The sequence below is a fragment of the Oerskovia enterophila genome, from assembly GCF_001692445.1.
Classification (GTDB): domain Bacteria; phylum Actinomycetota; class Actinomycetes; order Actinomycetales; family Cellulomonadaceae; genus Oerskovia; species Oerskovia enterophila.
This window is the reverse complement of record NZ_MAQA01000009.1, coordinates 26,206-52,112: the sequence shown is the minus strand read 5'-3', so window position 1 is coordinate 52,112 and position 25,907 is coordinate 26,206. Positions and strand designations below refer to the sequence as shown.

19 protein-coding genes and 1 pseudogene are annotated in these 25,907 nt (G+C 74.4%); 18 read left to right on the top strand and 2 right to left on the bottom strand.

The annotated features are described in order from the left end of the window. Positions 1-7: 7 nt before the first annotated feature. Complete coding sequence (locus OERS_RS05515; protein ID WP_083201247.1) at positions 8-4,342, top strand: endo-alpha-N-acetylgalactosaminidase family protein; 4,335 nt, start codon at positions 8-10, stop codon at positions 4,340-4,342. Between the two features lie 120 nt (positions 4,343-4,462). On the opposite strand, the gene OERS_RS05510 is transcribed toward OERS_RS05515, so the two are convergent. Further along, a complete protein-coding gene (locus OERS_RS05510) occupies positions 4,463-5,782 on the bottom strand; it encodes a CobW family GTP-binding protein (RefSeq protein ID WP_083201246.1) in 1,320 nt (439 codons plus the stop codon). A 114-nt stretch (positions 5,783-5,896) separates the two neighbouring features. Between OERS_RS05510 and rpmB the strand changes: the two genes are divergently transcribed. The 7 genes from rpmB to OERS_RS05475 all read left to right on the top strand — a co-directional run bounded on the left by rpmB (position 5,897) and on the right by OERS_RS05475 (position 13,024). Then, entirely contained in the window at positions 5,897-6,133 is a 237-nt protein-coding gene (rpmB, locus tag OERS_RS05505; RefSeq protein WP_056644422.1) for a 50S ribosomal protein L28, read from the top strand. Continuing rightward, positions 6,133-6,300 carry a 50S ribosomal protein L33 gene (gene rpmG / locus OERS_RS05500; RefSeq protein ID WP_056644425.1) on the top strand — a complete coding sequence of 56 codons (168 nt, stop codon included), beginning with the start codon at positions 6,133-6,135 and terminating at the stop codon, positions 6,298-6,300. Before rpmB ends, rpmG begins: the two co-directional genes overlap by 1 nt. Before the next feature lie 10 nt (positions 6,301-6,310). Further along, entirely contained in the window at positions 6,311-6,616 is a 306-nt protein-coding gene (gene rpsN / locus OERS_RS05495) for a 30S ribosomal protein S14 (protein ID WP_056644428.1), read from the top strand. Between the two features lie 48 nt (positions 6,617-6,664). Further along, positions 6,665-6,970: a type B 50S ribosomal protein L31 gene (locus OERS_RS05490; protein WP_056644431.1), complete on the top strand. Its 306-nt coding sequence runs from the start codon at positions 6,665-6,667 to the stop codon at positions 6,968-6,970. 391 nt (positions 6,971-7,361) lie between these two features. Then, positions 7,362-7,643 (top strand): HU family DNA-binding protein, encoded by a 282-nt coding sequence (locus OERS_RS05485; RefSeq protein ID WP_056644436.1) that lies wholly within the window; start codon positions 7,362-7,364, stop codon positions 7,641-7,643. 207 nt (positions 7,644-7,850) lie between these two features. After that, positions 7,851-9,158, top strand: a complete 1,308-nt coding sequence (locus OERS_RS05480) for a YibE/F family protein (RefSeq protein WP_083201245.1) — start codon at positions 7,851-7,853, stop codon at positions 9,156-9,158. Positions 9,159-9,220: 62 nt separating this feature from the next. Beyond that, positions 9,221-13,024, top strand: a complete 3,804-nt coding sequence (locus OERS_RS05475) for an SCO7613 C-terminal domain-containing membrane protein (protein ID WP_068625036.1) — start codon at positions 9,221-9,223, stop codon at positions 13,022-13,024. Between the two features lie 258 nt (positions 13,025-13,282). On the opposite strand, the gene OERS_RS05470 is transcribed toward OERS_RS05475, so the two are convergent. After that, positions 13,283-13,756 carry an Lrp/AsnC family transcriptional regulator gene (locus tag OERS_RS05470; RefSeq protein ID WP_056644442.1) on the bottom strand — a complete coding sequence of 158 codons (474 nt, stop codon included), beginning with the start codon at positions 13,754-13,756 and terminating at the stop codon, positions 13,283-13,285. 159 nt (positions 13,757-13,915) lie between these two features. On the opposite strand from OERS_RS05470, the gene pdhA reads away from it, so the two are divergent. The 10 genes and pseudogenes from pdhA to OERS_RS05425 all read left to right on the top strand — a co-directional run bounded on the left by pdhA (position 13,916) and on the right by OERS_RS05425 (position 25,907). Then, on the top strand, positions 13,916-15,118 hold the full coding sequence (gene pdhA / locus OERS_RS05465) for a pyruvate dehydrogenase (acetyl-transferring) E1 component subunit alpha (RefSeq protein ID WP_068625035.1): 1,203 nt from the start codon (positions 13,916-13,918) through the stop codon (positions 15,116-15,118). Further along, on the top strand, positions 15,115-16,146 hold the full coding sequence (locus tag OERS_RS05460) for an alpha-ketoacid dehydrogenase subunit beta (protein ID WP_068625034.1): 1,032 nt from the start codon (positions 15,115-15,117) through the stop codon (positions 16,144-16,146). The genes pdhA and OERS_RS05460 overlap by 4 nt, the downstream gene beginning before the upstream one ends. Then, positions 16,146-16,955, top strand: a pseudogene (locus OERS_RS22425) (biotin/lipoyl-containing protein); the annotation flags it as partial. The gene OERS_RS05460 and the pseudogene OERS_RS22425, both read left to right, overlap by 1 nt. Positions 16,956-17,558: 603 nt before the next feature. Next, the gene (locus tag OERS_RS22420) at positions 17,559-18,287 is read left to right on the top strand and encodes a 2-oxo acid dehydrogenase subunit E2 (protein ID WP_457920624.1); all 729 of its coding nucleotides are present in this window, start codon (positions 17,559-17,561) and stop codon (positions 18,285-18,287) included. Between the two features lie 44 nt (positions 18,288-18,331). Then, positions 18,332-19,960, top strand: a complete 1,629-nt coding sequence (locus tag OERS_RS05450; protein ID WP_068625074.1) for a carboxyl transferase domain-containing protein — start codon at positions 18,332-18,334, stop codon at positions 19,958-19,960. Positions 19,961-20,013: 53 nt separating this feature from the next. Next, positions 20,014-22,278 (top strand): ATP-binding protein, encoded by a 2,265-nt coding sequence (locus OERS_RS05445; protein ID WP_068625033.1) that lies wholly within the window; start codon positions 20,014-20,016, stop codon positions 22,276-22,278. Then, positions 22,275-23,459, top strand: a complete 1,185-nt coding sequence (locus tag OERS_RS05440) for an acyl-CoA dehydrogenase family protein (protein ID WP_056644454.1) — start codon at positions 22,275-22,277, stop codon at positions 23,457-23,459. Before OERS_RS05445 ends, OERS_RS05440 begins: the two co-directional genes overlap by 4 nt. Before the next feature lie 104 nt (positions 23,460-23,563). Then, positions 23,564-24,115 (top strand): MaoC family dehydratase, encoded by a 552-nt coding sequence (locus tag OERS_RS05435; protein ID WP_082608336.1) that lies wholly within the window; start codon positions 23,564-23,566, stop codon positions 24,113-24,115. After that, the gene (locus OERS_RS05430) at positions 24,112-25,038 is read left to right on the top strand and encodes an HpcH/HpaI aldolase/citrate lyase family protein (RefSeq protein ID WP_083201243.1); all 927 of its coding nucleotides are present in this window, start codon (positions 24,112-24,114) and stop codon (positions 25,036-25,038) included. The genes OERS_RS05435 and OERS_RS05430 overlap by 4 nt, the downstream gene beginning before the upstream one ends. Continuing rightward, a complete protein-coding gene (locus OERS_RS05425) occupies positions 25,035-25,907 on the top strand; it encodes a CoA transferase subunit A (RefSeq protein WP_083201242.1) in 873 nt (290 codons plus the stop codon). Before OERS_RS05430 ends, OERS_RS05425 begins: the two co-directional genes overlap by 4 nt.

Genomic DNA, 25,907 nt, shown 5'->3' with positions numbered 1-25,907 from the left:
TCAGCACATGGTTCGACATTCCCCTGGCCCTCGGGCCGGTTCCCACCCGGGTGGCGCCTCGCGCCGTGCCCGCAGCCTCGTGGCGCTCGCGACCGCGGTGGTGGTGCCGTTCGCGGCGCTGCCCGCCGCGGCCGCGGCGGTCCACACCCCGGCGAGCAGCGCGACGTCGCTCTCGGCCCTCGGCCTGACGGCCGAGCAGGTCGCGGCCGCGAGCGTCGAGGGCGCGGCCACGCTGCGCTCGGCGCAGCTCGACGTCCAGGTCGCCGCGGACTTCCCGCGGGTCCTGAGCTACACCGACCGCGCGTCAGGTGCCTCGCTCGCGGGCAGCACCGCGACCGTCACGAAGGTGCGCCTCAACGGCACCGACCGGGCCGTCGCGGTCGAGGCGGGCGAGCCCGGCGAGACGAACCGGGACTACCGCCTGACGTTCCCCGACCTCGCGGGCGTCAGCATCGACACGCGCCTCGAGGTCGAGGGCAGCGCCGTGACGTTCCGCGTCACGGGCGTGACCGACACCGAGGCGTTCCGCGTCGGGACCATCGAGGTCCCGGGCCACGACCTGCTCTCGGTCTCGTCGGCCGACCCGTCGGCCGTGGTCGCCTCGGCGGTCATCAGCCCGGACCGCGGCAAGGTCGGCGACACGTTCACGTCCGTCACGGGGCAGACCCCCGTCAACGCGAACCCGGTCGGGTCCGCGTACGCGATCGTGAGCACGAGCGCGCTGTCGGCCACGATCGTGACCAACAGCGTCTACGACGAGGCCAACGGCAAGGCCGCCGCGGACGGCAACCGCCTGCAGCGCCAGGCGCGCGCGGCCGACGGCGGCGTGCGCGTGGGCGTCTGGAGCGGCGCGTGGACCTACCGGGCCCAGGGCTCGCCGGTCACCGAGGAGCTCCCGTACGCGACCGTCGTCGTGACGGCCGACGCCAACGCCGACGACAAGGTCGACTGGCAGGACGGCGCGATCGCGTTCCGCGCGACCGCCCCCAAGGCGCTCGGCGCCGACCAGGTCGCCGACCGCGTCGTGACCCACATCCCGTTCAACTTCGCCTCGCAGGCCACGCACCCGTTCCTGCGCACGCTCGACGACGTCAAGCGCATCTCGCTCGCGACCGACGGCCTGGGGCAGATGGCGCTGCTCAAGGGCTACGGCTCCGAGGGGCACGACTCCGCGCACCCCGACTACGGCGGCAACTACAACGAGCGCGCGGGCGGCCTCGAGGACATGAACACGCTGCTCGCGCAGGGTGGCGACTGGAACGCCGACTTCGGCGTCCACATCAACGCGACCGAGGCCTACGCCGAGGCGAACGCCTTCTCCGACGAGCTCGTCGACCCCTCGGCCAAGGGCTGGAACTGGCTCGGCCAGTCGTACTACATCGACCAGCGCCGCGACGTGAACAGCGGCGACCTGGCCGCACGCATCGGCCAGCTCGCCGACGAGACCCAGGGCAACCTGGACCTCCTCTACGTCGACGTCTACTACAACTTCGGCTGGCAGGCCCGCGCCCTCGCGGACGCGGCCCGCGCCAACGACCTCCAGATCGCGACCGAGTGGTCCGACAAGTTCGAGGCGAACTCGCTGTGGAGCCACTGGTCCGCGGACGAGAACTACGGCGGCGCCGCGAACAAGGGCCTGAACTCCCAGATCGTGCGCTTCATCGACAACGCCGAGAAGGACACCTGGAACCCGCACCCGCTGCTCGGCAACGCGCGGCTCGTCGAGTTCGAGGGCTGGACCGGGCAGACCGACTGGAACGCGTTCTACAAGAACATCTGGACGACCAACGTCCCGACCAAGTTCCTCCAGCACCAGGAGATCGTGCGCTGGGGCACCGACCGGATCGACTTCACGGGTGACGTCTCGGCCCGCGGCACGACCGCGGCCGACCGGCAGATCCTCGTCGGGGACGCCGTCGTCGCCCAGGGCGGCACCTACCTCCTGCCGTGGAACGCGTCCGACGCCCCCGGGCTCGAGGGAGAGGCTGCCGAGGGCAGCAAGCTCTACCACTACAACCCGGCCGGCGGCTCGACCACGTGGACCCTCACGGACGAGCTCGCCGGGGCCACGAGCCTGACCATGTACAAGCTCACGACCACGGGCCGCGAGAAGGTCGCGGACGTCCCGGTCACGGGCGGCAAGGTCACGGTCGACGCGACCGCGGGCCAGCCCTACGTGCTGTACCCGCAGGGCGTCGCGACCCCCTCGGCCGAGGACGTCGCGTGGGGCGCCGCGAGCGGCATCGTCGACCCCGGCTTCAACGCCGCGACGCTCGACGCGTACGAGACGACCGGCACCACGGGCATCGAGACCCTGTCCAACGGGCAGCGCGTCGCGACGCTCGGTGCGGGCGCCTCGTCGCTGAGCCAGCAGCTCGGTGAGCTCTCGACCGGGACCTACGCCGTGAGCGCGTGGGTCGAGGTCCAGCCCGGGAAGTCCCGCTCGACCACCCTGTCCGTCTCGGGCGAGGGCGTCGCGCAGACCGCGAGCACCGTCGTCGAGCGCTCGACCGCCAAGAACCTCGTCGCGGCCGACGAGAAGAACAACCGCTACTACCAGCGGGTCCAGGTGCTCGTCGACGTCACGGGCCCGGCCCGCCCGACGCTGACGGTCTCCGCCTCGGCGGGCGACGCCGTCGTGCGGGTCGACGACCTGCGCGTCGTGAGCGCCACGCGCTCGGTGGCCCCGGCCGTCGAGGGCGAGACCGGCACGGTCGTCGCGTTCGAGGACTTCGAGAACGTGCCCCAGGGCTGGGGACCGTTCGTCAAGGGCGACGCGGGCGGCGTGACCGACCCGCGCACGCACATCGCCCAGCGCAACGCGCCCTACACGCAGGCCGGCTGGAACGGGAAGCTCGTCGACGACGCGCTGTCCGGCGACTGGTCGCTCAAGGCGCACGAGGAGAACAAGGGCCTCGTCTACCGCACCGTGCCCAGCACCGTGAAGCTCGAGGCGGGGCGTCAGTACCGCGTGAGCTTCGACTACCAGTCGGGCAACGGCGGCGAGTACCAGTGGGTCACGGGCTACGACTCGGTCGCGAGCGGCGCCCCGGCGTCGGTCGAGACCCACGCGACCCCGCTGGGGCAGCAGCGCACGACCGCGACGTTCTCCGAGGACGTCGTGGCCAGCGGCTGCGGCGACACCTGGGTGGGGCTGCGCAAGCTCACCGCGGGCGGCAACCAGTCCGACCTGATCCTCGACGACTTCCGCGTCGTGGACCTGGGTCCGGCCGAGGCCACCCCGGCCTGCGCGTCCCTGACGGTGTCCCCCGGACCCGTCGCGTTCGAGCCCGACGTCGCGAGCACCGTCACGACGCGCCTCACGGTCCACGAGCCCGTGGCCGTCGCGGACGTCGCGGTGACGCTCGACGTGCCCGAGGGCTGGGAGGTCGAGGCGACCAACGCCTCGACCGCGGCCACGCTCCCGGCCGGCGGCGTCCTGACCACGACGTGGCAGGTCACCCCGCACGGCAAGATCACCGCCGACGCCTACACGCTCACCTCGGGCGGCTCGTACACGACCACGGCAGCGCCCGTCGGCGAGCGGTCGGTCGAGGCCGGCCAGTCGGTGTGGGTCGTCGTGCCGCCGAACGGTGGCGAGAACTGGGTCAGCGACCTGCCGTTCGTCTCGACGACCAACGGGTGGGGACCGGTCGAGCGCGACCTGTCCAACGGCGAGCAGGGCGAGAAGGACGGCAAGCCGCTCTCGCTGCGCGGCGTCGCGCACGAGAAGGGCCTCGGCACGCACGCGAACTCGTCGGTCCGGGTCTTCCTCGCCGCGCAGTGCGACGCGTTCACGGCGACCGTGGGGGTCGACGACGTCCAGGGCACCAAGGGCACGGTGCAGTTCAAGGTCGTGGGTGATGGCACCCAGCTCGCCCAGACCGAGGTGCTCAAGGGCGGCGGCAAGACCGTCGACCTGGACGTGCCGGTCACGGGGGTCCGCTACCTCGACCTGATCGTGACCGACGGCGGCGACGGCAACGGCAACGACCACGCCGACTGGGGCTCCGCCAAGGTGTCCTGCGCCGACCCGGTCGAGCCCGAGCCCGAGCTCGAGGTCACCACGACGGCCAAGGCCCAGTGCACGGCCTCGCGCGTCCAGCTCGCGGTCCGCGCGGTCAACGAGGAGGACTTCCCGGTCGACGTGAAGATCTCCACGCCGTTCGGCACCAAGACCTTCCAGCAGGTCCAGCCGGGCAAGAGCGCCAGCCAGACGTTCGCGACCCGCAAGGACGCGATCGAGGCGGGCACGGCGACCGTGACGGCGACCGCCACGGTCGACGGCAAGGAGGTCACGACCACGATCGAGAGCGAGTACGCGGCCACGAGCTGCGGCTAGCCCGCGAGGCGTCCGCCGGGGGTGCTCCCGGCGGACGGTCGGCGGCCGGTGCGAGCCGGCCGTCGAGCACCACGAGCAAGGCCCCGGGACCCACGACGGTTCCCGGGGCCTTGCCCGTCGTCAGACGGCGTCGGTGCGCGCCCCGAGCCAGGGAGCGAGCACGTCCTCACGGCCGAGCCAGCGCAGCCCGCCGTCGGCGACCTCCTCGCGCGTCGCGAGGATCTCGGTGAACGCCGCGCGCAGCTCGTCGCGGTCCCCGGCCGAGTCGGCCGCCCCCGTGAAGACCAGCCGGGTCCGGGGCGCGAGGTCCTCCCACGTCCCGACCTCTCCGATGCTCAGCTGCCCGCCCGCGCCGTCCCACGCGCACATCGAGTCGGGCCGGTTGGGGACCCAGAACACGCCGCGGCTGCGCAGGCGCCCGGTCCCGAGGCGCCGGACCTGGTGCAGGAGGCGCTGCGGGTCGAACGGCAGGTCGGAGGACAGCTCGAGGGTCCAGGTCCCGGTCTCCTCGTCCTGCCCGACGACGGCGCGCGCCCCGAACGGGTGGGCGCGGCGCTCGGCGCGGGTCGCGTCGTGCGTCGCCGCGGACAGGTCCGCGAGATGCAGCCCGTCGAGGCTGTCGAGCCGGGTCGAGCCGTCGGCCCTGAGCCTGTCGACGAGGCCCGATCCCGTGCGTGCGCTCGCGTGCCGCCTGTCCTGCGCGGCGCGGACCGCCGCGGACGTGCCCGGGTGGGAGGCGCCGTCGGGCAGGGGGCGTCGGGTGGGCGTCCCGGGACCGTCCAGGAGGGCCGGGCAGGGCGCGCCCGTCGTGACCACGAGGTCGGCGTGCTCGACCTGGGCCGCGAGCACCTCGCCGACCGAGCGGTGGTCGGCGGCGGTGAGCGCGAGGCCGCGCTCCTCGAGCAGGTCGTCGTCGAGGAGATCGGTCTCGACCGCGGCGAGGTCGACGACCGTGAGGACCGTGGCGAGCCGCAACCCGTCGAGCGCGCCGCCGGGCCGGGTAGCCCCGCCCAGGGCCCGCGCGACCGGCAGCGGCTCGGCCGACACGGGCAGGGCGAGGAGCACCTGGTCCCAGCGTCCGTCGCGTGCGAGGCCGCGCAGCGTGGGGATCGCGTCCTCGCGGACCGCGCACGACAGGCACGCGTGCTCGAGGTCGACGAGCGTGTCCTCGACGACCCCGGACGCGTCCACGACGAGTCGGCGCAGGGTCCCGTCCTCGGCGTGGATGTCGTGGCGCAGGACGACCGACCGCGGGGTGTCGGTCACGAGCCCGAAGACCGCGGTGTCGCGCAGCACCGGGTCGATCGTGGCGAGCGCGCTGAGCGGGATGCGGCCCGGCGCGTCGCTCGGGTCGGCGGCCGAGCCGCTGCTCGTCGGGGCCGGTGAGGCCGCGCGGCGGCTCGCTGCCGTGCCGGGGGCCCCGGGAATATCTGCGGGCATCTGGACGCTCCACCTCTACAGAGAACGGTTCTCATCAGTCGAGAGCATACCTCTTGACGAGAATCGTTCTCAGTAAGTACCGTCGGGTCTCCACGACCCACCGAAGGGAAGCTCATGTCCGCCGTCTGCCAGGTGCTCGGCACCTCGCCGGGGTTCGGCCGCTCGATCTCGCACTCGCACGTGCGGACCAGGCGTCGCTTCGACCCCAACATCCAGCACAAGCGCTACTGGGTGCCGTCACTGGGCCGGCATGTCAGGCTGAGAGTGAGCGCCCAGGGGATCAGGACGATCGACCGTCGAGGGATCGACGCGGTCGTCGCACGCATCATCGCTCGAGGGGAGAAGGTCTGATGGCAGCACGCACCGAGCTGCGTCCCGTGGTCACGCTGCGCTCGACCGCAGGGACCGGGTACACGTACGTGACCCGCAAGAACCGTCGGAACGACCCGGACCGGCTGACCCTGCTCAAGTACGACCCGGTCGCCCGGGCACACGTCGCGTTCCGCGAGGAACGGTAAGGGGAGCCGCATGGCCAAGAAGTCCAAGATCGCGCGCAACGAGCAGCGCGAGGTGATCGTCGCTCGGTACGCCGAGCGGCGCGCCGAGCTCAAGAGGATCATCGCGTCGCCCAGCGCCTCGGACGCCGAGAAGGAGGCGGCCGCGACGGAGCTGCGCAAGCAGCCTCGCGACGCGAGCGCGACCCGCCTGCGCAACCGCGACGTGGTCGACGGTCGTCCGCGCGCGTACAACCGGCGTTTCGGCCTCTCCCGCATCCGGCTGCGCGACATGGCGCACCGCGGGGAGCTGCCGGGCGTCACCAAGTCCAGCTGGTAGTCGACACCCGTCGAGAGCCCAGCAGTCGAGAGTCGTAGAGGAGCACCCATGAAGAAGGACATCCACCCCGAGTACGGACCGGTCGTGTTCCGCGACATCTCGGCCGACTTCGCGTTCCTGACGCGTTCCACCCTCGCGGGGACCAGCGCGTCGGGTCCTGGCCGTCCGGACAAGACGATCGTGTGGACCGACGGCAACACCTACCCGGTCGTCGACGTCGACATCTCGAGCGCGAGCCACCCGTTCTACACGGGTACCGCGCGCGTCGTGGACACCGCCGGCCGCGTCGAGAAGTTCCGTCAGCGCTACGGCAAGGGCGCCACGGGAGGTGCCGCGAAGAGCGAGGGCCGCTGAGCCGTCGCTCGTCGTCGGGCCGCGGTCGCCAGCTCGTGGCCAGGAGAGCCGCCCACCCCTCGGGGTGGGCGGCTCCGTGCGTACCGGGGCGTGCTGCAGCGCGCCGAGTGACGGCGAACGGGGCTGTGGGCGCGTCGTCGAGCGCCTCTCGCGTGTGCGGATCTTGTGCGCGTGGAGCTCCTCCGGGGGTCCCGGGGGCGCCAAGTAGGTCACATTCAGGGCAAAACGGGCAAGATTCCGCGTTCAGAGAAACACGTTCGGCGCGGAAACGCGCGGAAACCCCCGTAGATTCCTTAGTGTTGTCCACGAAGTCCCGCCTCACGGCTGGCAAACTGAGACCTCAACGTCGCGCGGTGCCCACCGCGAGGCGTGAACCGATGAAGGGATCCGCATGTCGCTCAACAAGTCTGAGCTCGTCTCGGCCATCGCCGCAAAGTCCGACCTGACCAAGGCTCAGGCCGAGAACGCCCTCAACGCGTTCCAGGAAGTCCTCGTCGAGTCGCTCGGCAACGGCGAGGCCGTCAAGGTCACCGGCCTGCTCTCGGTCGAGCGCGTCGAGCGTGCCGCTCGCACGGGCCGCAACCCCCGCACCGGCGAGGAGATCCAGATCCCCGCCGGCTTCGGTGTCAAGATCAGCGCCGGCAGCCTCCTGAAGAAGGCCGTCACCAAGTGATCCTCGCGGCACGCTGAGGCGTGCCGCACCGCGGGGCCGCGCCCCGCACCACTGACACAGGCCCGGGTGCCCGACGACGTCGGGCACCCGGGCCTGTGTCGTGCCCTGGGTGCGTGGCGGTCGGGCGTGGAGCGCTAGCGATAACTGTTCTCATTCTCTAAGGTGGGCGGGTCCAGGGCGTGCGCCCGACCCCGACCGAAGGGCACCATGAGCGTCCCGCAGCACCCGACGAGGCGAGCACGGCGAGCACGGAGCAGTCCTGACCGTGGCGGGCCCGCCCACGCGCACGCGCACGGCGACGGCCCGACGCCCCCTGCGAGCAGACGGGTCCGGCTCGTGCTCGCGGCGATCCTGGTCCCCGCGCTGGTGCTGACGATCGTCGGGCTCGTCGCGCTCTGGCCCCGCGGTGCCGACGTGCCGGACCAGATCCCGGTGACCGCCCAGGGCGCGTTCGTGGTGTTCGGCGAGGTGACCGGAGAGGCTGAGGTCGAGACCGGTCTGGTCCCCGTACGTCTCGACGACGGCACCGAGGTCGAGGTGGTCGCACCACCCGAGTACGTCCACCACGGCTTCGAGGTCGGCGACAGGCTCCGCCTCCTCCACATCGAGCAGGCCGCGGGCGACGGGGGGACCCCCTACGTCTTCCTGGACTTCGAGCGCGGCATCCCGATCGCCCTGCTCGCAATCGCCTACGCGGTCCTCGTGCTCGCGGTCGCCCGGTTGCGCGGGCTCGCGGCGCTCGCGGGGCTCGCCGTCGCGCTCGTCGTGATCGGGCAGTTCACGCTGCCCGCGCTGCTCTCGGGCCAGAGCTCCCTCTACGTGGCCCTCGTGACGTCGTCGGCCGTGATGTTCGTGGTGCTCTACGTGGCCCACGGGTTCACGGCCCGGACGTCGACCGCCATGGTCGGCACGCTCGTCGGTCTGGCGCTGACGGCCGTCCTGGCCGCGTGGGGCGCCCGGACCTCGCACATCACCGGGCTCACGTCCGAGGAGGCGCTCTGGCTCCCGTCCTACGCCCCCGCGATCGACCTCCAGGGCATCGCGATCTGCGGGATCGTCCTCGCGGGGATGGGCGTGCTCAACGACGTCACGATCACCCAGGCGTCGACCGTGTGGGAGCTGCGCGCGCTCGCGCCGGGCGCCTCACGGCGCGAGCTCTTCTCCCGGGCCATGCGGATCGGCCGCGACCACATCGCCTCGACCGTCTACACCATCGCGTTCGCGTACGTGGGGGCGGCCCTGCCGCTGCTCATGGCGGTCTGGCTGTCCGACCAGGCGCTCGGCGTGAGCCTGACCTCGGGGGAGATCGCCGAGGAGGTCGTCCGGACGCTCGTCGGGTCGATCGGGCTCGTGCTCGCGATCCCGCTCACGACCGCGATCGCGGCCGTGACGGTGCCGACGGGCGTGCTGGGCACCGTCGATGCCGCGGACACCGTGGTTCGTGCGGGCGCCGCGGGCGGGACGGTGGACCCGGACCGCGACGACGACCTGGCCCGGAGCACCCCCTTCACCTGATCGACACCGACACCCCACGGGACGGGCCGATGCCTGACCTGGGAGTTCGCCATGATGTGCGCATGAGCGAACAGTGGGTCGAGGTCGCGACGGAGCGGCTGCGCGACCAGCACGCGTGCCCCGGGTGCGGGACCGTCCTCACGTCGACCCGCTGCGAGGCGTGCGGCCTCGCCCTGTCGGGGCCGTGGGCGGTCGAGGTGCTGCGCGCGTCGCGCGACGCGGCCGCCGCGCTCGACCGGCGAGCCGCCGGTCTGCGCGCCCTGCGGTCCGCGGACGAGCGGCTCCGCGCCCAGGGGGCCCCGGCCCGCCCCCAGCCCCCCGTGCCCGTGGCGGGCGCAGCGCGCCGACCGGTGTACACCGCTCCCGCGGCACCGGCACCGGCACCGGCACCGACCCGGTCGAGCGTCGGCCTCCAGCCCATCCTCGCGAGCGCGGGGGCCGGGCTGCTCGCGGTCGCGACGATCGTGTTCGTCTTCTTCACGCTCGCGGACGACCTCGCGGTCCGGGCGCTCGTCACGGGCGTCGTGACCCTCCTCGCGCTCGGGGCCGCCGTGTTCCTGCGCCTGCGGGGCATGGGCGCCTCGGCCGAGTCGATCGGTGCGCTCGGCGTCGTCCTGCTGCTCGTCGACGTCGAGCTGTTCCTGAGCGCCGGGCTGCTCGGTGGCACGGACCCGGCGCTCGCGCGCGGCATGCTGCTGCTCCTCGTCTCGGCGGGTCTGCTGGTGGCCGGGCACCTGGTGCGCATGCGGACCTGGAGCGCCGCCGGGCTGATCCTCGCCCCGGTGGTTCCCGTGGTCCTCGCGGGCGCGGTCGCCGGGGGCGCGTCCGGGGACCTCGGGACGGAGTCCGGGGTGTACGCGGTCGGCATGCTCGCGGCCTGCCTCGTGACCCTCCTGGAGCTGCCGGTCGCGCGCGTCTCGGGTACCAGGCTCGGATCCCGTCTGGTCGCGGAGACGACCGTGCTCCAGGTCGCGCGCTACCTCGTGTACCCGACCGCGCTCCTCGTCGGCATGGCCGTCCCGCCGGTCTCGTGGCTCCCCGGGTGGAGCGGCGCGGCCCTGGTCATGGTCGGGGGTGCGGCGACGGCCGCGATCCTGGCCCGGTGCACGGGGCAGCGGCTCTGGTGGTGGGTCACGGGCGCGGTGGCGGTCCTCGCGGCGGTGCTCCTCGGCGTCGGGCACTGGCCGTGGTCGATCGGCCTGGCCCCCGTCGCCGGGCTCGCGGCCGGCGCCGTCCTGGTCGCGGCCGCGACGGCCGCGCGGGCCACGGCACGCTCCCGGGAGGCGCTCGTGACGGGCGCGCTCGTGGTCTTCGCGACGGCGACCCTCCCGGCGGTCGGGTACCTGGCCGCGCGCGTGCTGGTCGCGCTGACATCGGTCCGGGCGGCAGGTCCGCAGTGGTCGCTCACGGACGTCCCGCTCGCCCAGGACGGCGTGTTCGACGACGCGACGACGACGGCCGCGCTCGTCGGGGTCGGTGCGCTCGCCCTGGCGCTCCTCGGCCTGAGCGTGCTCCGCCTCGGGACGTGGCTCGGCTCGGGTGCCCGCGCCGGCCTGCCGTGGGTCGTGCTCTTCCTGCTCACCGGGATCGCGCTGCACCCGGCGTGGGCTGCGCTCACGTCGTTCGGGCTGCTCGCGGCCCTGGCCCTCGCGCTCCTCGTGCTCGCCGACCGGTCGGCTGCGGCGCGCCGGGCCCCGTGGTCCGCAGCTGCCCTCACGGGCACGTTCGCCCTGACGGGCATGGCGGCCGTCGTGTCCTGGGCCGCGCGCCCGACTGCGGTCCTGGGCGGCGCCGTCGTGCTGGGGCTCCTGCTGCTCGCCCGACGGGTCGTGCCCGCGGGGGTCCGCCCGTACCTCGTGGGCCTCGGCTACGGGTACGCGCTCCTGGTCCTGGGCATGACGCTCGGGTGGGCGGGCCTCGCGGGGGTCGAGGCGCTCGCGGTCGTGTCGGTCACGGCCTCGGTCGTGGCGATCGTCGTGACGCGCCTGCGGGCCGTCGACCGTCCCTCGTGGTGGGCCGTCCTGGTCACGACGTCGGTGCCGTTCGTCCTGGGCGTGGCCTCGGTCCTCGAGGAGCGCAGCTACTGGTCGGCCGCGGCCGCCGCGACCATGCTCGCGCTCGAGGCCGTCCTGGTCCTGACACGACGCCCCGGGATGACGCGCGCTGTGCGGGTCGCGGCGGCCGGGCTCCTGCTCCCGACGGCCTCGGTCGTGCTCGTGTGCCTGGGCGCGGAGCTCGTCCCGGGCAGCGGGTCGCCCGTCGTGCTCCCGCTCGTCGCGATCCTCACGGCCGGCGCGGCCGTGGCCGTCCCGCAGGCCCTCGCGTTCCTCGGCGCGCGCGGGCTCCCGGACGCGCACACCGAGCCGGTCGGCCGGGCGGTCGAGGTCAGCACGCTCGTCACGGCCGCGGTCGCGGTCCTGCTCTCGCTGGTGCGCGTCTCGGCGGGGCCCGAGACCGCGATGATCGTGCTCCTGGTCCTGGGGACCGGCGCCGCGGTCGTCGCGGGTCGACCCGCCCGCCGCTGGACGTGGTGGCTCGCGGCCGCGCTGTGGGTCGGGGCGTTGTGGTCCTTGCTGAGTCTGCTCGGGGTCGGTCTCGTCGAGGCGTACACCGCGCCGCCCGCGCTCGCGGCGGTCGTGGTCGGCGGGATCCTCGCGCGCCGCGGACCGGGTGGACGACGCCTGGTCGCGGGGGGCCTCGCACTGCTCGTGGTGCCGTCGCTGCTCGTCTCGATCCTCCTGCCCGACGCCGGTCCGTGGCGCAACCCCGTGCTCCTCGCCCTGGGGCTCGTGCTCGTCGTCGGTGGTGAGGTCGCCCGCCGGCTCGCGGCCCGCGGCACCCGCGTCAGCACCTCGTGGGCGAGGGATGCCGCGACGTACCTGTCGCTCGCGGCGGTGCTCGCGTCGGTCGGCGGCCTGGCCGCCGCGCTGCGGTTCGTCGCGGCCTCGGGTGCCGTCGGGGACGACCCGACGGCGACCTACCTCGGGGCGCTCGCCTGGTCCGCGGCCGGGGCCGCGCTCGCGGCGCTCGCGGGGCACCGGTTGGTGTCGGCGGCGTCCACGGGGCCAGGGGCGACGGGCGCCGGGCCCGACGACGTCGCCCACCTCCCGCTCGCCCCCGCGGCCCGGCGGTGGTGGGTCGCGCCCGCGATGGTGCTCGCCGTCGTCGGGCCCGTGGCCGCCGTCGGCGAGAGCTGGACCGCGATCGTCCTGACCTGGTCCCTCGAGGTCGCGCTCCTGGTGCTCGTCGTGCACACCGTGCGCCAGGCGCTGCGCGCGACGGCGCCCGAGGACCTGCGCTGGCCCCCGGCGTGGTTCGTGTGGGGGCTCGCGCTCGTCACCGCGATCGGCGCCTGGTCCCCGCGCGAGCTGCGTGTCGAGGTCTTCTCCCTGCCCCTCGGGGCGGGCCTGCTGGTCGCGGGGTACCTGGCGTTCGTGGCGTCGTCGGGTCCTGCGCCTGCGCCGGGACGAGCGCCGGTGGCGCGGCTCGCGGACTGGCCCGTCGGGTTCGTGGGCTCGTGGCGCACGCTCGCGGTCGGGATCGCCGCGACGCTGGGCCCCTCGGTCCTCGCGACCTACACCGACGCCCGGACCTGGCGGGCCGTGCTCGTGGTCGGGCTCGCGCTCGCGGCCGTGCTGGTCGGGACGCGCCTGCACCTCGCGGCACCGTTCGTCCTGGGCGTCGTGGTGCTCCCGGTCGAGATCCTCGTGGTGTTCGTGAGCCAGCTCGGGACGGCCATCTCGGCCGGGCCGTGGATGCTCACGCTGACCGCCGCGGGCGGGCTGCTGCTGATCCTCGCGGTCTACTACGAGCGGCGCATGGCCGCGTTCGACGGCGCTGCGGCGTACCTGCGCGACCTGCGGTGAGGACGAGGGAACGGGTTGCCCCCGCTGGCCCGGCCCACGCCGGGTCCGGGGGCTTGTGTCGGGGCTGTTCGGCTGACCAGGAGCGTCTCCTGCTCAGCGAACGCTGTTCCCGCCCAGCCGAACCTGCTCGTCAAGGACTCCGCCGCTCGCTGAGGCCCCCGCTGCCAGCCCCCGCCGCCGACCACTCCGCCGTCGACTACTCCGCCGTCGACTACTCCGCCGTCGACCTCTCTGCCGCTGGGTGAGCCCCCGCCCTCGTCAGAGGGTCTTGCGCGCCCGCTCGATCAGCGGCCGCACCCGGTAGGGGATGAGCTCGCCCATCGAGAGCGAGGTCTCGGTGCGCTCGACACCGTCGATCGCGAGGATCGCGGCGTCGATGCGGAACAGGTGGTCCGTGGTGCGGCACGCGACCAGTACCCGCAGGTCCGACGTGCCCGAGCGGCCGTGGGCCTGGAGGACCTCGGGGATCTCCGCGAGCGTCGCCACGATGCGGCTCAGCTCCTTCTGCTTGACCTCGACCTCGATGAACGCCGTCAGCGGGTGCCCCAGGAACTCCGGGTCGATGCGCCGGTCGAAGTCGAGGAACGCACCGGCCTCCTCGAGGTGGGCCATGCGTGCGTGCACCGTGTTCCGCGAGAGCCGCAGGCGCTCGGCGAGCGCGACGATCGTGCCGCGTGGGTCCTTCGCGAGCGCGACGAGGAGATCGAGGTCGACGGCATCGTAGCTGCGCACAGTGTTCAGCCTATCCCTGTGACGCGCAGCACACTGCCCAGCCTTTCCGTGATGACTGGAGCCATGTGCGGGGTGGGGTTACGTTCGCGGTATCCGGTGCTCGACGAGGAGCGCCGGGGTGCTCGACGGTGAGCACGGGAGCAGACGCGAGGTGACGCGATGACGCCCAGCCAGGTGGACAGCCGGGTAGTGCGGGGAACGGGGCTGGACGCCGTCCAGCTGCTCGACGAGACCGGTGCACGGCACGGATCGACGCAGTACGACCGATGGCTCGAAGGGCTCGACGCGGACCCCGCGCTCGCGCTGCGCCTCTACGAGGACATGATCGTGGTGCGGCGCCTCGATGCCGAGGCCACGGCCCTCCAACGCCAGGGCGAGCTCGCGCTGTGGCCCCCGCTGCTGGGCCAGGAGGCCGCGCAGATCGGGTCGGGCCGGGCGCTGCGCGCCGACGACTTCGTGTTCTCGAGCTATCGCGAGCACGCCGTGGCGTACACGCGGGGCGTCGCGCTCGTCGAGCTCGTGCGGGTGTGGCGCGGCGTGACGGCGTCGGGCTGGGACCCGTACGCGGTCAACATGGCGACGCCTCAGGTCATCATCGGCGCCCAGACCCTGCATGCGACGGGCTACGCCATGGGCATCCAGAACGACGGTGCCGACGCCGTCGCGGTCGCCTACCTGGGCGACGGCGCCATGAGCCAGGGCGACGTCAACGAGGCGTTCGTCTTCGCCGCGACCTACGGCGCCCCCGTGGTGTTCTTCTGCCAGAACAACCAGTGGGCGATCTCGGAGCCCGTGACGCTCCAGTCGACCGTGCCGCTCGTCGACCGCGCCGCGGGGTTCGGGCTCCCGGGCGTGCGCGTCGACGGCAACGACGTCCTCGCGGTCCTCGCCGTGACGCACGAGGCCCTCGACCGGGCCCGCACCGGCGGCGGCGCCACGTTCGTCGAGGCCGTGACCTACCGCATGGGGCCGCACACCACGGCCGACGACCCCACGCGCTACCGCGACCCCGCGGAGCTCGAGACCTGGACCGGCCGCGACCCGATCTCCCGCTACCGGACCTACCTCACGGGGCTTGGCATGCTGACCGCCGACGAGGAGGCCCGCGTCCAGGGCGTCGCCGACCGGGCCGCGGCCGAGCTGCGGGCCGGGTGCATCGCGCTCGAGGACCCGCCCGCGCTCACGATCTTCGACCATGTCTACGCCGAGCCGCACGCGGCGCTCGCGGCCGAGCGCGCCGCGTACGCGCAGTACCTCGAAGGGTTCGCCGACGGTGCGGACGGCGAGGGGCTCGCCGACCCCGCCGCCGGCACCACCGACCCTGCGACCGGCACCGACGCACCGACCGGAGGCGCCCGATGACCACCCTGACGCTCGCCAAGGCCCTCAACGCGGGGCTGCGCCGGTCGCTCGCGAACGACGACAAGGTCGTCGTCATGGGCGAGGACGTGGGCCGGCTCGGCGGCGTGTACCGCGTGACCGACGGGCTGCAGAAGGAGTTCGGGCCGCGCCGCGTGCTCGACACGCCCCTCGCCGAGTCGGGCATCCTGGGCACGGCCGTGGGGCTCGCGTACCGCGGCTACCGGCCCGTGTGCGAGATCCAGTTCGACGGGTTCGTGTACGTCGCGTTCGACCAGATCGTGTCCCAGCTCGCCAAGATGCACGCCCGCACGGGCGGTGCGGTGCGCCTGCCGATCACGATCCGCATCCCCGTGGGCGGGGGGCTCGGCGCGGCCGAGCACCACTCGGAGTCGCCCGAGGCGTACTTCGCGCACACCGCGGGACTGCGTGTCGTGACCGTCTCCGACCCGCAGGATGCCTACACCGTGCTCCAGCAGGCCATCGCGTGCGACGACCCGGTCGTGTTCTTCGAGCCCAAGCGTCGCTACCACCTCAAGGGCGAGGTCAACGAGGCGGCCGACCTCCGCTCGGCGCCGCCCATGGACGCGGCGCGCGTCGTCGTGCCCGGCACCGACGTCACGCTGGTGACGTTCGGGTCGCTCGTGACGACGGCCCGGGACGCGGCCGTCGCCGCCGCCGACGAGGGTGTGTCGGTCGAGGTCGTGGACCTGCGCTCGCTCTCGCCCATCGACCACGCGACCGTGGCGGCGTCGGTCCGCAAGACGGGCCACCTGGTCGTCGCGCACGAGGCGCCGCACCAGGCGGGCCTGGGCGCCGAGATCGCCGCGGCGGCGACCGAGCGCTGCTTCGAGCATCTCGAGGCCGCGCCCTTCCGCGTCACGGGGCACGACGTCCCGTACCCGCCCGCCAAGCTCGAGCAGCACCAGGTCCCCGACCTCGACCGCCTGCTCGACGGCGTGGACCGCGTCCTGGGGCGCGGGGCGTACGACGAGTCCGGCAGCCCGGCGTTCGAGGGGGCGGCACGGTGATGAGCACGCGCGAGTTCCGCCTGCCCGACCTCGGTGAGGGCCTCACCGAGTCCGACCTCGTGAGCTGGCACGTCGCCGCGGGCGACACGGTCGAGCTGAACCAGGTCATCGCGGAGGTCGAGACCGCCAAGGCGCTCGTCGACCTCCCCTCGCCCTACGCCGGGGTCGTCACGGTGCTGCACGCCGAGCCGGGGCAGACGGTCAACGTCGGCGAACCCCTCGTGACGTTCGAGGTCCCCGACGAGGGCGAGGCGCCGGGAGGCACGCCCTCGTCAGGCGGTGCCGCGGGCACGCGGCCCGACGGCGGTGCGTCCGTGGGGAGGGCGTCCGGCAAGGGTCAGGCGGGTCGAGCGCCCGACGGCGGTGCGTCCGCGGGCAGTTCGGCGGGCGCTGGTACGGCGGTTCGGGTGCCCGACGGCGCGGCTTCCGCGGGGGACTCGGCCGGCGGTGACGCGGAGGTCGCCGAGGAGGCGCCTCAGCCGAACCTCGTCGGGTACGGGGCGCGGCCGGAGCGGTCGGGCCGACCCGCGCGACGTGCCCGACGTGCTCCGGCTCGCGCCGCGATCGAGAACGGGCGTACGGGGGTCGAAGGCCCGGTCGGAACCCCCACCAGCCCGATCTCGACGGACGAGCCGGCGCCCGGCCAGCGTCCCGGCACCGGTACGGGGACCATCGCGGGTGCGGGTGCGGGTGAGGCCGTCCCGGCCGAGCGACCGCGCTCGACGCCGCCCGTGCGCCGGCTCGCCAAGCTGCTCGGGGTCCACCTCGAACGGGTCGTCGGGACAGGTGCCCGTGGGCTCGTGACCCGCGAGGACGTCCTGTCGGCCGTGAGCTGCGCGCAGGCCGGGGCCAGGGACGGCACGGCCGCAGGGCCCGAACAGGCGACGGGCCACCGGACCGGGACAGGGACCGGCGCCCCGGCCGGTCGAGGAGCGGGGACGGGGCGCGAGCGCAACGGCGTCCACGGCCTGCCGAGCACGGCCACCGCGGGTCCGCTGTCCAGAGGGTTCGTGACCGGCGACGTCGCCGACCGCGACACGGCGGGCCACGACACCACCGGGACAGACGGGGACGAGGCCGCGCTCCGCACCACGGGGCGCTTCGCGCCGACCTCGTTGCGCGACATCCTCGGCCAGTCCGGGCTGGCCCGCGCGGCAGCCCGTCGTGCCGGCAGCTTCCCCCCGCCCGACGCGGACAGCACGCCGACCGCGCCGGGCCACGAGCCGGGAGCGACGCCGTCGGACCGTGGTGCTCGTGGCGACCGTGCGGCAGCCGCGCGACCTGGCGACGGGCCGGGAGCGACGCCGTCGGGCCTGCGCGCCGACGGGACCCCCGGCCGCCGGACGGGCGACCCTGGTACCCGCGAGACGCGCACCCCCGTGCGCGGCGTGCGCAAGCACACCGCCGCCGCGATGGTCGCGAGCGCGTTCACCGCTCCCCAGGCGACCGTCTTCCTCACGGTCGATGTCACGCCCAGCACCGAGCTCCTCGACCGGCTCCGGAGCCACCCGCTCGCCCGCGGGACGCGCATCACGGTCCTGGCGCTCGTGGCGCGGGCGCTGTGCGTCGTGCTGCCGCGGCACCCGTCGCTCGCCAGCCGGTGGGAGGACCTGCCGGACGGGAGCGCCGAGATCGTCCACAGCCCGCGCGTGCACCTGGGGATAGCGGTCGCGACCGAGCGAGGGCTCGTCGTGCCGCACGTGCCCGACGCGCACACGCTCGGGCTCACGGGCCTCGCCGAGGCGCTCGCGGACCTCACCGCGACGGCCCGCAGCGGACGCACCGCGCCCGAGCGGCTGACGGGCGGGACCATCACGATCACCAACGTCGGGGTGTTCGGCGTCGACGCCGGGACGCCGATCCTGGTCCCGGGGGAGGCCGCGATCCTGGGCGTCGGGGCCGTGCGCCGCCGCCCGTGGGAGCACGAGGGGCACGTCGCGCTGCGCGACGTCGTGACGCTGAGCCTGTCGTTCGACCACCGTGTGGTCGACGGCGAGCAGGGCGCCCGCTTCCTCGCCGAGCTCGGTGCGCTGCTCGCCGACCCGGCGCTCGCCCTGCTGCTCGCGGGCGACCCGGGCGACCCGGGCGACCCGGCTGACCCTGACGACCAGGCCGCTCGCCGGACGGGGGGCACGTCGTGACCGCGACCCTCCCGAGCACGCGCGCGCCGGGCGTCGGCGACGTCCTGGGGACGACCGTCGACCCGGCCTCCGCCACGGCCCGGGCCAACGACGCGGCCCAGCGAGCGCTCGTCGCGGGGCTGCGCGAGCGCACGGCCCGTGCCGCGCTCGGCGGCCCCGAGGCGTCCCGGGCGCGGCACGTCGCGCGCGGCAAGCTGCTGCCGCGCGAGCGCGTCGAGCACCTGCTCGACGAGGGCAGCCCGTTCCTGGAGATCGCGCCGCTCGCGGCCGAGGGGATGTTGGGCGGCGAGTGGCCCGGTGCGGGCGTGATCGCGGGGATCGGCCTGGTCGAGGGCCGCCAGGTGCTGGTCGTGTGCAACGACGCGACGGTCAAGGGTGGCACCTACCACCCGCTCACGGTCAAGAAGCACCTGCGGGCCCAGGAGATCGCGCTCGAGAACCGGCTGCCGTGCGTCTACCTGGTCGACTCGGGCGGCGCGTTCCTGCCGCTCCAGGCCGAGGTCTTCCCCGACCGTGACCACTTCGGCCGGATCTTCTACCACCAGGCCCGGCTCTCGGCCGCGGGCATCCCGCAGATCGCGGCGGTCCTGGGCTCGTGCACCGCGGGCGGCGCGTACGTGCCCGCGATGAGCGACGAGACCGTGATCGTGCGGAACCAGGGCACGATCTTCCTGGGCGGACCGCCGCTCGTGAAGGCCGCGATCGGCGAGGTCGTCACGGCCGAGGAGCTGGGCGGCGGCGACCTGCACGCGCGCCGCTCGGGCGTCACGGACCACCTCGCGGAGGACGACGAGCACGCGCTCGCGATCGTGCGCCGCATCGTCTCGACGCTCCCGCCGGACCCCGCGCCCGCGTGGGCCGTGCGAGAGAGCGTCCCGCCCGCCGTCGGGCAGGACGAGCCCGGCGGGCCGGGCGAGAGCCTGTACGGTGCGGTCCCGGTCGACGTCCAGGCGCCCTACGACGCGCGCGAGATCGTCGCGCGGCTCGTCGACGGCAGCGTGTTCCACGAGTTCAAGCGCGAGTACGGCGACACCCTGGTCACGGGGTTCGCGCACCTGCACGGGCACCCCGTGGGGATCGTCGCGAACAACGGGGTCCTGTTCAGCCCGTCGGCGCTCAAGGGCGCGCACTTCGTCGAGCTGTGCGACCAGCGCGGCATCCCGCTCGTGTTCCTGCAGAACATCTCGGGGTTCATGGTCGGCACGGACGCCGAGGCCGGGGGGATCGCCAAGGACGGCGCCAAGATGGTCACGGCCGTCGCGACGACGCGCGTGCCCAGGCTGACGGTCGTGGTCGGCGGGTCGTTCGGGGCGGGCAACTACTCGATGTGCGGGCGCGCGTACTCGCCGCGCTTCCTGTGGTCGTGGCCCGCGAGCCGGATCTCGGTCATGGGCGGCCCGCAGGCCGCGTCGGTGCTCGCGACGGTCAAGGCCGACCAGCTCGCGACGCGGGGCGAGCAGTGGGCGCCCGACGACGAGTCCGCGTTCCGCGAGGACATCCGCTCGCGCTACGAGGAGCAGGGCGACCCGTACTACGCGACGGCCCGGCTCTGGGACGACGGCATCATCGAGCCCGCCGACACGCGCCGCGTGCTGGGACTCGCGCTCGACGTGTGCGCCCGCACGCCTCTGGCCCCGACCGAGGGCCCGCGGTTCGGGCTCTTCAGGATGTGAGGGCCATGCTCCCGCAGCACACCACCGACCAGTTGTCAGAAGCGAGCCGGGGTATGCCCCGGCCCAGCTCTGACAACTCGTCCGCGGGGCGGCGCCCCTTCGGCACGGTCCTCGTCGCCAACCGCGGCGAGATCGCGTGCCGCACCATCGCCACGCTGCGGCGCCTCGGCATCCGGTCGGTCGCGGTCCACAGCGACGCCGACGCCGGCGCGCGCCACGTGTCCCTCGCCGACGTCGCGGTGCGGATCGGCCCGGCCCCCGCGACCGAGTCGTACCTGAGCGTGCCCGCGATCATCGACGCGGCCCGCGCGACGGGCGCCGACGCGGTCCACCCCGGCTACGGCTTCCTGTCGGAGAACCCCGAGCTCGCGCGGGCCTGCGCGGACGCGGGCATCGTGTTCGTCGGGCCGAGCGTCGCGGCGCTCGAGGCCATGGCCGACAAGATCACGGCCAAGGAGATCGTCGCGGCGCGCGGGGTCCCAGTCGTGCCGGGCAGCACGGGCCGCGACCCCGTGACGGGCCGAGCGCTCGACGACGAGGCGCTCGCGCGGGCCGCGCGCGACGTCGGCTTCCCGCTGCTGGTCAAGCCCTCGGCGGGGGGCGGCGGCAAGGGCATGCAGGTCGTGACGTCGGCCGACGACCTCCCGGCTGCGCTCGCGAGCGCCCGACGCGTCGCGACCCGGTCGTTCGGCGACGGCACGCTGCTCGTCGAGCGCCTGGTCGCCCGGCCGCGCCACATCGAGGTGCAGGTGCTCGCGGACTCGCGCGGCGCCGTCGTGCACCTGGGGGAGCGCGAGTGCTCCCTCCAGCGCCGTCACCAGAAGGTGGTCGAGGAGGCGCCGTCGCCGCTGCTCGACGCTGCGACCCGTGCCCGGATCGGTGCCGCCGCGTGCGAGGTCGCGCGCAGCGTGGACTACGAGGGCGCCGGGACGGTCGAGTTCCTCGTGCCCGCCGACGACCCGACCACGTTCTTCTTCATCGAGATGAACACGCGCCTGCAGGTCGAGCACCCCGTGACCGAGATGGTCACGGGCCTCGACCTGGTCGAGGCCCAGCTGCGCGTCGCGGCGGGGGAGGCGCTGGGGTTCGCGCAGGAGGACGTCGTCCTGCGGGGCCACGCGATCGAGGCCCGCGTCTACGCGGAGTCCCCGGCCCGCGGGTTCCTGCCCGCGACGGGCGAGGTCCTCGCGCTCACCGAGCCCGACGGCGAGGGGTGGCGTCTCGACAGCAGCCTCACCGAGGGGCTCCGCGTCGGGGGCGACTACGACCCGCTGCTCGCGAAGGCCGTCGCGCACGGCGCCGACCGCGCCCAGGCGCTCGACCGGCTCGACCGCCTGCTCGCGGAGACGCTCGTCCTGGGGGTCGACACCAACATCGGCTTCCTGCGGGCGCTCCTCGGGGACCCGGACGTCCGGTCCGGCGACCTCGACACGGGGCTGATCGAGCGGTTCGTGGCGGCCGGGGGAGTGCCCCCGGGGACCGCGACCGAGGACGACCTCGTGGCCGTCGCGCTGTTCTCGCTAGGGGCGCGCGCTCCCGGCTCCCGGGGCGCGACGCCGCACGCCACCGGCCCGTGGGGTTCAGACGACGGCTGGCGTCTCAACGCCGCGCCGCGCCCACGCAGGGTCACCCTGGTCGACACGGCGCCCGGCACGACGACCCCGACGCGTGCACCCCGCGAGGTGACCGTGACGGGAGAGGCGAGCGACGCCGTCGTGCACGTGGACGGGGACCCACGGCCGGGGGCAGCCCGGCGGGCCGCGCTGACCCCCGTCGCGGGGAGCGCGCACGCGTGGCGCTACGTCGTGGACGGGGTGGGAGAGACCGTGGACCTGGCGGCCGACCACACGGACGCGAGCGTGTGGCTCGCGCGCGAGGGCCGGGTGGTCCAGGTCGCGGTCCCGACGCGCGCCGAGCTCCTCGCCCTCCGCGCCGCCGCCCGCGGTGCCTACGCCGACGGCGCCGACGTTCTCACGAGCCCCGACGTCCGCGCGGGCATGCCCGGCACGGTCGTGACGGTCGCGGTCGCGGACGGCGAGACCGTCGCCGCGGGCGCGGTCCTCGTCACGGTCGAGGCCATGAAGATGGAGCACGCGCTGAGGGCCCCGCACGCGGGCGTCGTGCGGCTCACGATCCGCCCGGGAGACCTGGTGCGCCGCGACGAGGTGGTCGCGCGCGTCGACCAGGTGCCCGACGACGTGTCTCCCGCCCCGGCGGACGGGCCTGCCCCCGCGGTGGTCACGCCGCCCTCGCACGTCCCCACCCAGGCCGGTACCCCGGCCGTCCCCGTCCCCTCCCACACCCCAGGAGCGCCATGAACACCGAGCTCACCGACGAGCAGCGCAAGCTCAGCGACACCGTGCGCGAGTTCGCGGACACCGTCGTCGCGCCCGCGGCGTACACGTACGACACCGAGCGCCGCCTGCCGCTCGACATCATCCGCGAGATGGGCGACCTGGGGCTGTTCGGCCTGCCCTTCGCCGTCGAGCACGGCGGCCAGGGCAAGGACTACCTCTCGCTGTGCCTCGCGGTCGAGGCGCTCGCGCGCGTCGACCAGAGCATCGCGGTCACGCTCGAGGCCGGCGTCGGGCTCGGCATCATGCCGATCGTCCGGCACGGGACCGCCGCGCAGCGCGAGCGGTGGTTGCCGGACCTGGTCACGGGACGGGCTCTCGCGGCGTTCGGGCTGACCGAGGCCGAGGCGGGCTCCGACGCGGGCGCGACGCGCACGACGGCACAGATCGAGACCGGGCCCGACGGCGGCGCCGGGGTGTGGGTCATCGACGGCAGCAAGCAGTTCATCACCAACTCCGGGACGCCCATCACGAGCGTCGTCACCGTCACCGCGGTCACGGGCGAGGAGACCCGGGCCGACGGGACCGTGAAGAAGGAGCTGTCGAGCATCCTCGTGCCGTCGGGGACGAAGGGGTTCACGGTCGGGCCGGCGTACGACAAGGTCGGGTGGCACACGTCCGACACCCACCCGCTGACCTTCGAGGACGTCCGGGTCCCCGAGGCGAACCTGCTGGGCGAGCAGGGGCGCGGGTACGCGAACTTCCTGCGCGTGCTCGACGAGGGCCGCGTCGCGTTCGCGGCGCTCGCCACGGGGGCTGCCCAAGGGTGCTTGGAGGAGGCGCTGCGGTACGCGCGGACGCGCAACGTGTTCGGCCGCGACATCGGCTCGAACCAGCACATCGCGTTCACGCTCTCGCGCATGGCGGCCCGCGTCCACCAGGCACGGCTCTGCTACTACGACGCGGCGTCGAAGCTCGCGAACGACGCGCCGTTCAAGGTCGAGGCGTCGATCGCGAAGCTCGTGGGCAGCGAGGCGGCCATGGCCAACGCGCGCGACGCCTCGCAGATCTTCGGCGGCTACGGGTTCCTCAACGAGAACCCCGTGGCCCGCCACTACCGGGACTCCAAGGTGCTCGAGATCGGGGAGGGGACGACCGAGGTGCAGCTCATGATCATCGCGCGCGGGCTGGGGCTCACGGCCTGAGCCGCGGTCGAGAACGAGGTCGTGGTCGGTATGCCGGCCAGAACGACCGCAACCTCGTTCTCGGCACCTGGGACACACATCAGACCAGCAGGAAGGAGCGCAGGATGCGGGAGATCGAGCAGCGCGGGCTCTACTACGACGAGCTCGAGACCGAGGTCCGCTACGTCCACCGCCCGGGGCGCACGCTGACCGAGGCCGACAACGTCCTGTTCACGACGCTGACCATGAACACCCAGTCGCTCCACCTCGACGCCGCGTGGGCCGCGACCCAGCCGTTCGGGCAGCGCCTCGTGAACTCGATGCTCACGCTCTCGACGCTCGTCGGGGCCTCGGTCGCGCAGCTCACGCAGGGCACGATCGTCGCCAACCTCGGGTTCGCCGAGGTCGCGTTCCCGCACCCGGTGTTCCACGGCGACACCCTGTACTCCTCGACCGTGGTGCTCGAGAAGCGGCCCTCCGCCTCGCGGCCCGGGCAGGGCGTCGTGACGTTCGAGCACCGCGGGCACAACCAGGACGGCGTGCTCGTGGCCCGGGCCGTGCGGTCGACGCTCGTGTGGACGCGCGCCGCGCACGAGACGGCCGTCGCGACCACCACGGAGGGTGGGCCGGGCGCGGGGGCGCGTGACGCCGTCGGGCAGGAGGGCGACCCCTCGTGACGACCTTCGACCTGGGGCCCGCGCTCCTCTTCTGCCCCGCCGACCGGCCGGACCGGTACCGCAAGGCGCTCGATCGCGCCGACGCCGTGATCCTCGACCTCGAGGACGCGGTCGCGCCGGACCGCAAGGCCGCTGCCCGCGACGCGCTGCTCGCCGAACCCCTCGACCCGGCGCGGACGATCGTGCGGGTCAACGCGGTCGGGACCCCGGAGCACCTCGCCGACCTGGCCGCGCTCGCCCGCACCGCCTACCGGACCGTCATGGTGCCCAAGGCCGACGAGCGGCTGCCGCTCGACCTCGGCGGGCTGCGCGTGGTCGCGCTGTGCGAGACGGCCGCGGGAGTGCTGGCTGCGCCCGAGCTGGCCCGCCGGCCCGGCGTCGTGGCCCTCATGTGGGGGGCCGACGACCTGGTCGCCTCGCTCGGCGGGACGTCGAGCCGGTTCCCCGACGGGGGCTACCGGGACGTCGCGCGCGCCGCGCGCTCCGCGGTGCTGCTCGCCGCGGGGGCCGCGGGCATCGCCGCGGTCGACGCGGTGCACCTCGCGATCGAGGACCTCGACGGTCTGCGCGACGAGGCGCTCGACGCCGCGGCCGTCGGCTTCGCCGCGACCGCGTGCATCCACCCGTCGCACGTCCCCGTGATCCGGGCCGCGTACGCGCCCCCGCGCTCCGCCGTCGAGGGCGCCCGCACGCTGCTGGCCGCCGCACGCGGGCACGACGGCGTGTTCGTGCACGACGGCGTGATGATCGACGGCCCCTCGCTCCGGCACGCCGAGGCAGTGCTGCGGCGGGCCGACGCGGCCGGGCAGGCTGACGAGGCCGACGCGGCCGGGTCGGCACGGACCGCCGGATCGTTCGAGACCCCGGACACCACCGGGCGCACGGCCCCGGACGCCCTCCGCACAGGAAGCAGGCCGACATGACGACCGACGGAACCCGGCCGGTGAGCGACGACGCCCCGGCCCGACGCGACGCGAGGAGCGACCCGCAGGGCGCCAAGGGCTACCCCGACGCGGCCACCGCCCTCGACGGGCTGCTGCGCGACGGGATGACGATCGCCGTGGGCGGGTTCGGGCTGTGCGGCATCCCGGCCGACCTCATCGAGGCCGTGCGTGACTCGGGCGTGCGGGGTCTGACCGTGGTGTCCAACAACATGGGCGTCGACGGCAAGGGGCTCGGGCTGCTGCTCGAGAGCGACCAGGTCGACAAGGTCCTGTCCTCCTACGTGGGGGAGAACAAGCTGTTCGCGCAGCGGTACCTCGACGGCGACCTCGAGGTCGAGTTCGTGCCGCAGGGCACGCTCGCCGAGCGCCTGCGCGCCGGCGGAGCAGGCATCCCCGCGTTCTACACGGCCACGGGCGTCGGGACACCGGTCGCGGAGGGCAAGCCCGTCGAGGAGTTCGACGGGTGTCGCTACGTCCTCGAGCGCGGCATCGTCGCCGACCTCGCCCTGGTGCACGCGCACCGGGCCGACGCCTACGGCAACCTCACCTACCGGTTCACGGCGCGCAACTTCAACCCGCTCGTCGCGACGGCCGGCCGCGTCACGGTGGTCGAGGCCGAGATCCTGGCCGACGAGCCCCTCGATCCCGACGTCGTGGTCACGCCCGGGATCTTCGTCGACCGGCTCGTGCCCGCGCGGCCGCGGGTCAAGGACATCGAGCAGCGCACCGTGCGGGCTCGCGGGGCGGCGCCGGGGGCTGCCGCGCCCGCGGCGGGCGGGGACGGCGCGGGACCGAGCACGGGTGCCGAGGCCGCCGCCCCGGTGCCCGCCGCAGGAAAGGAGGCCTGA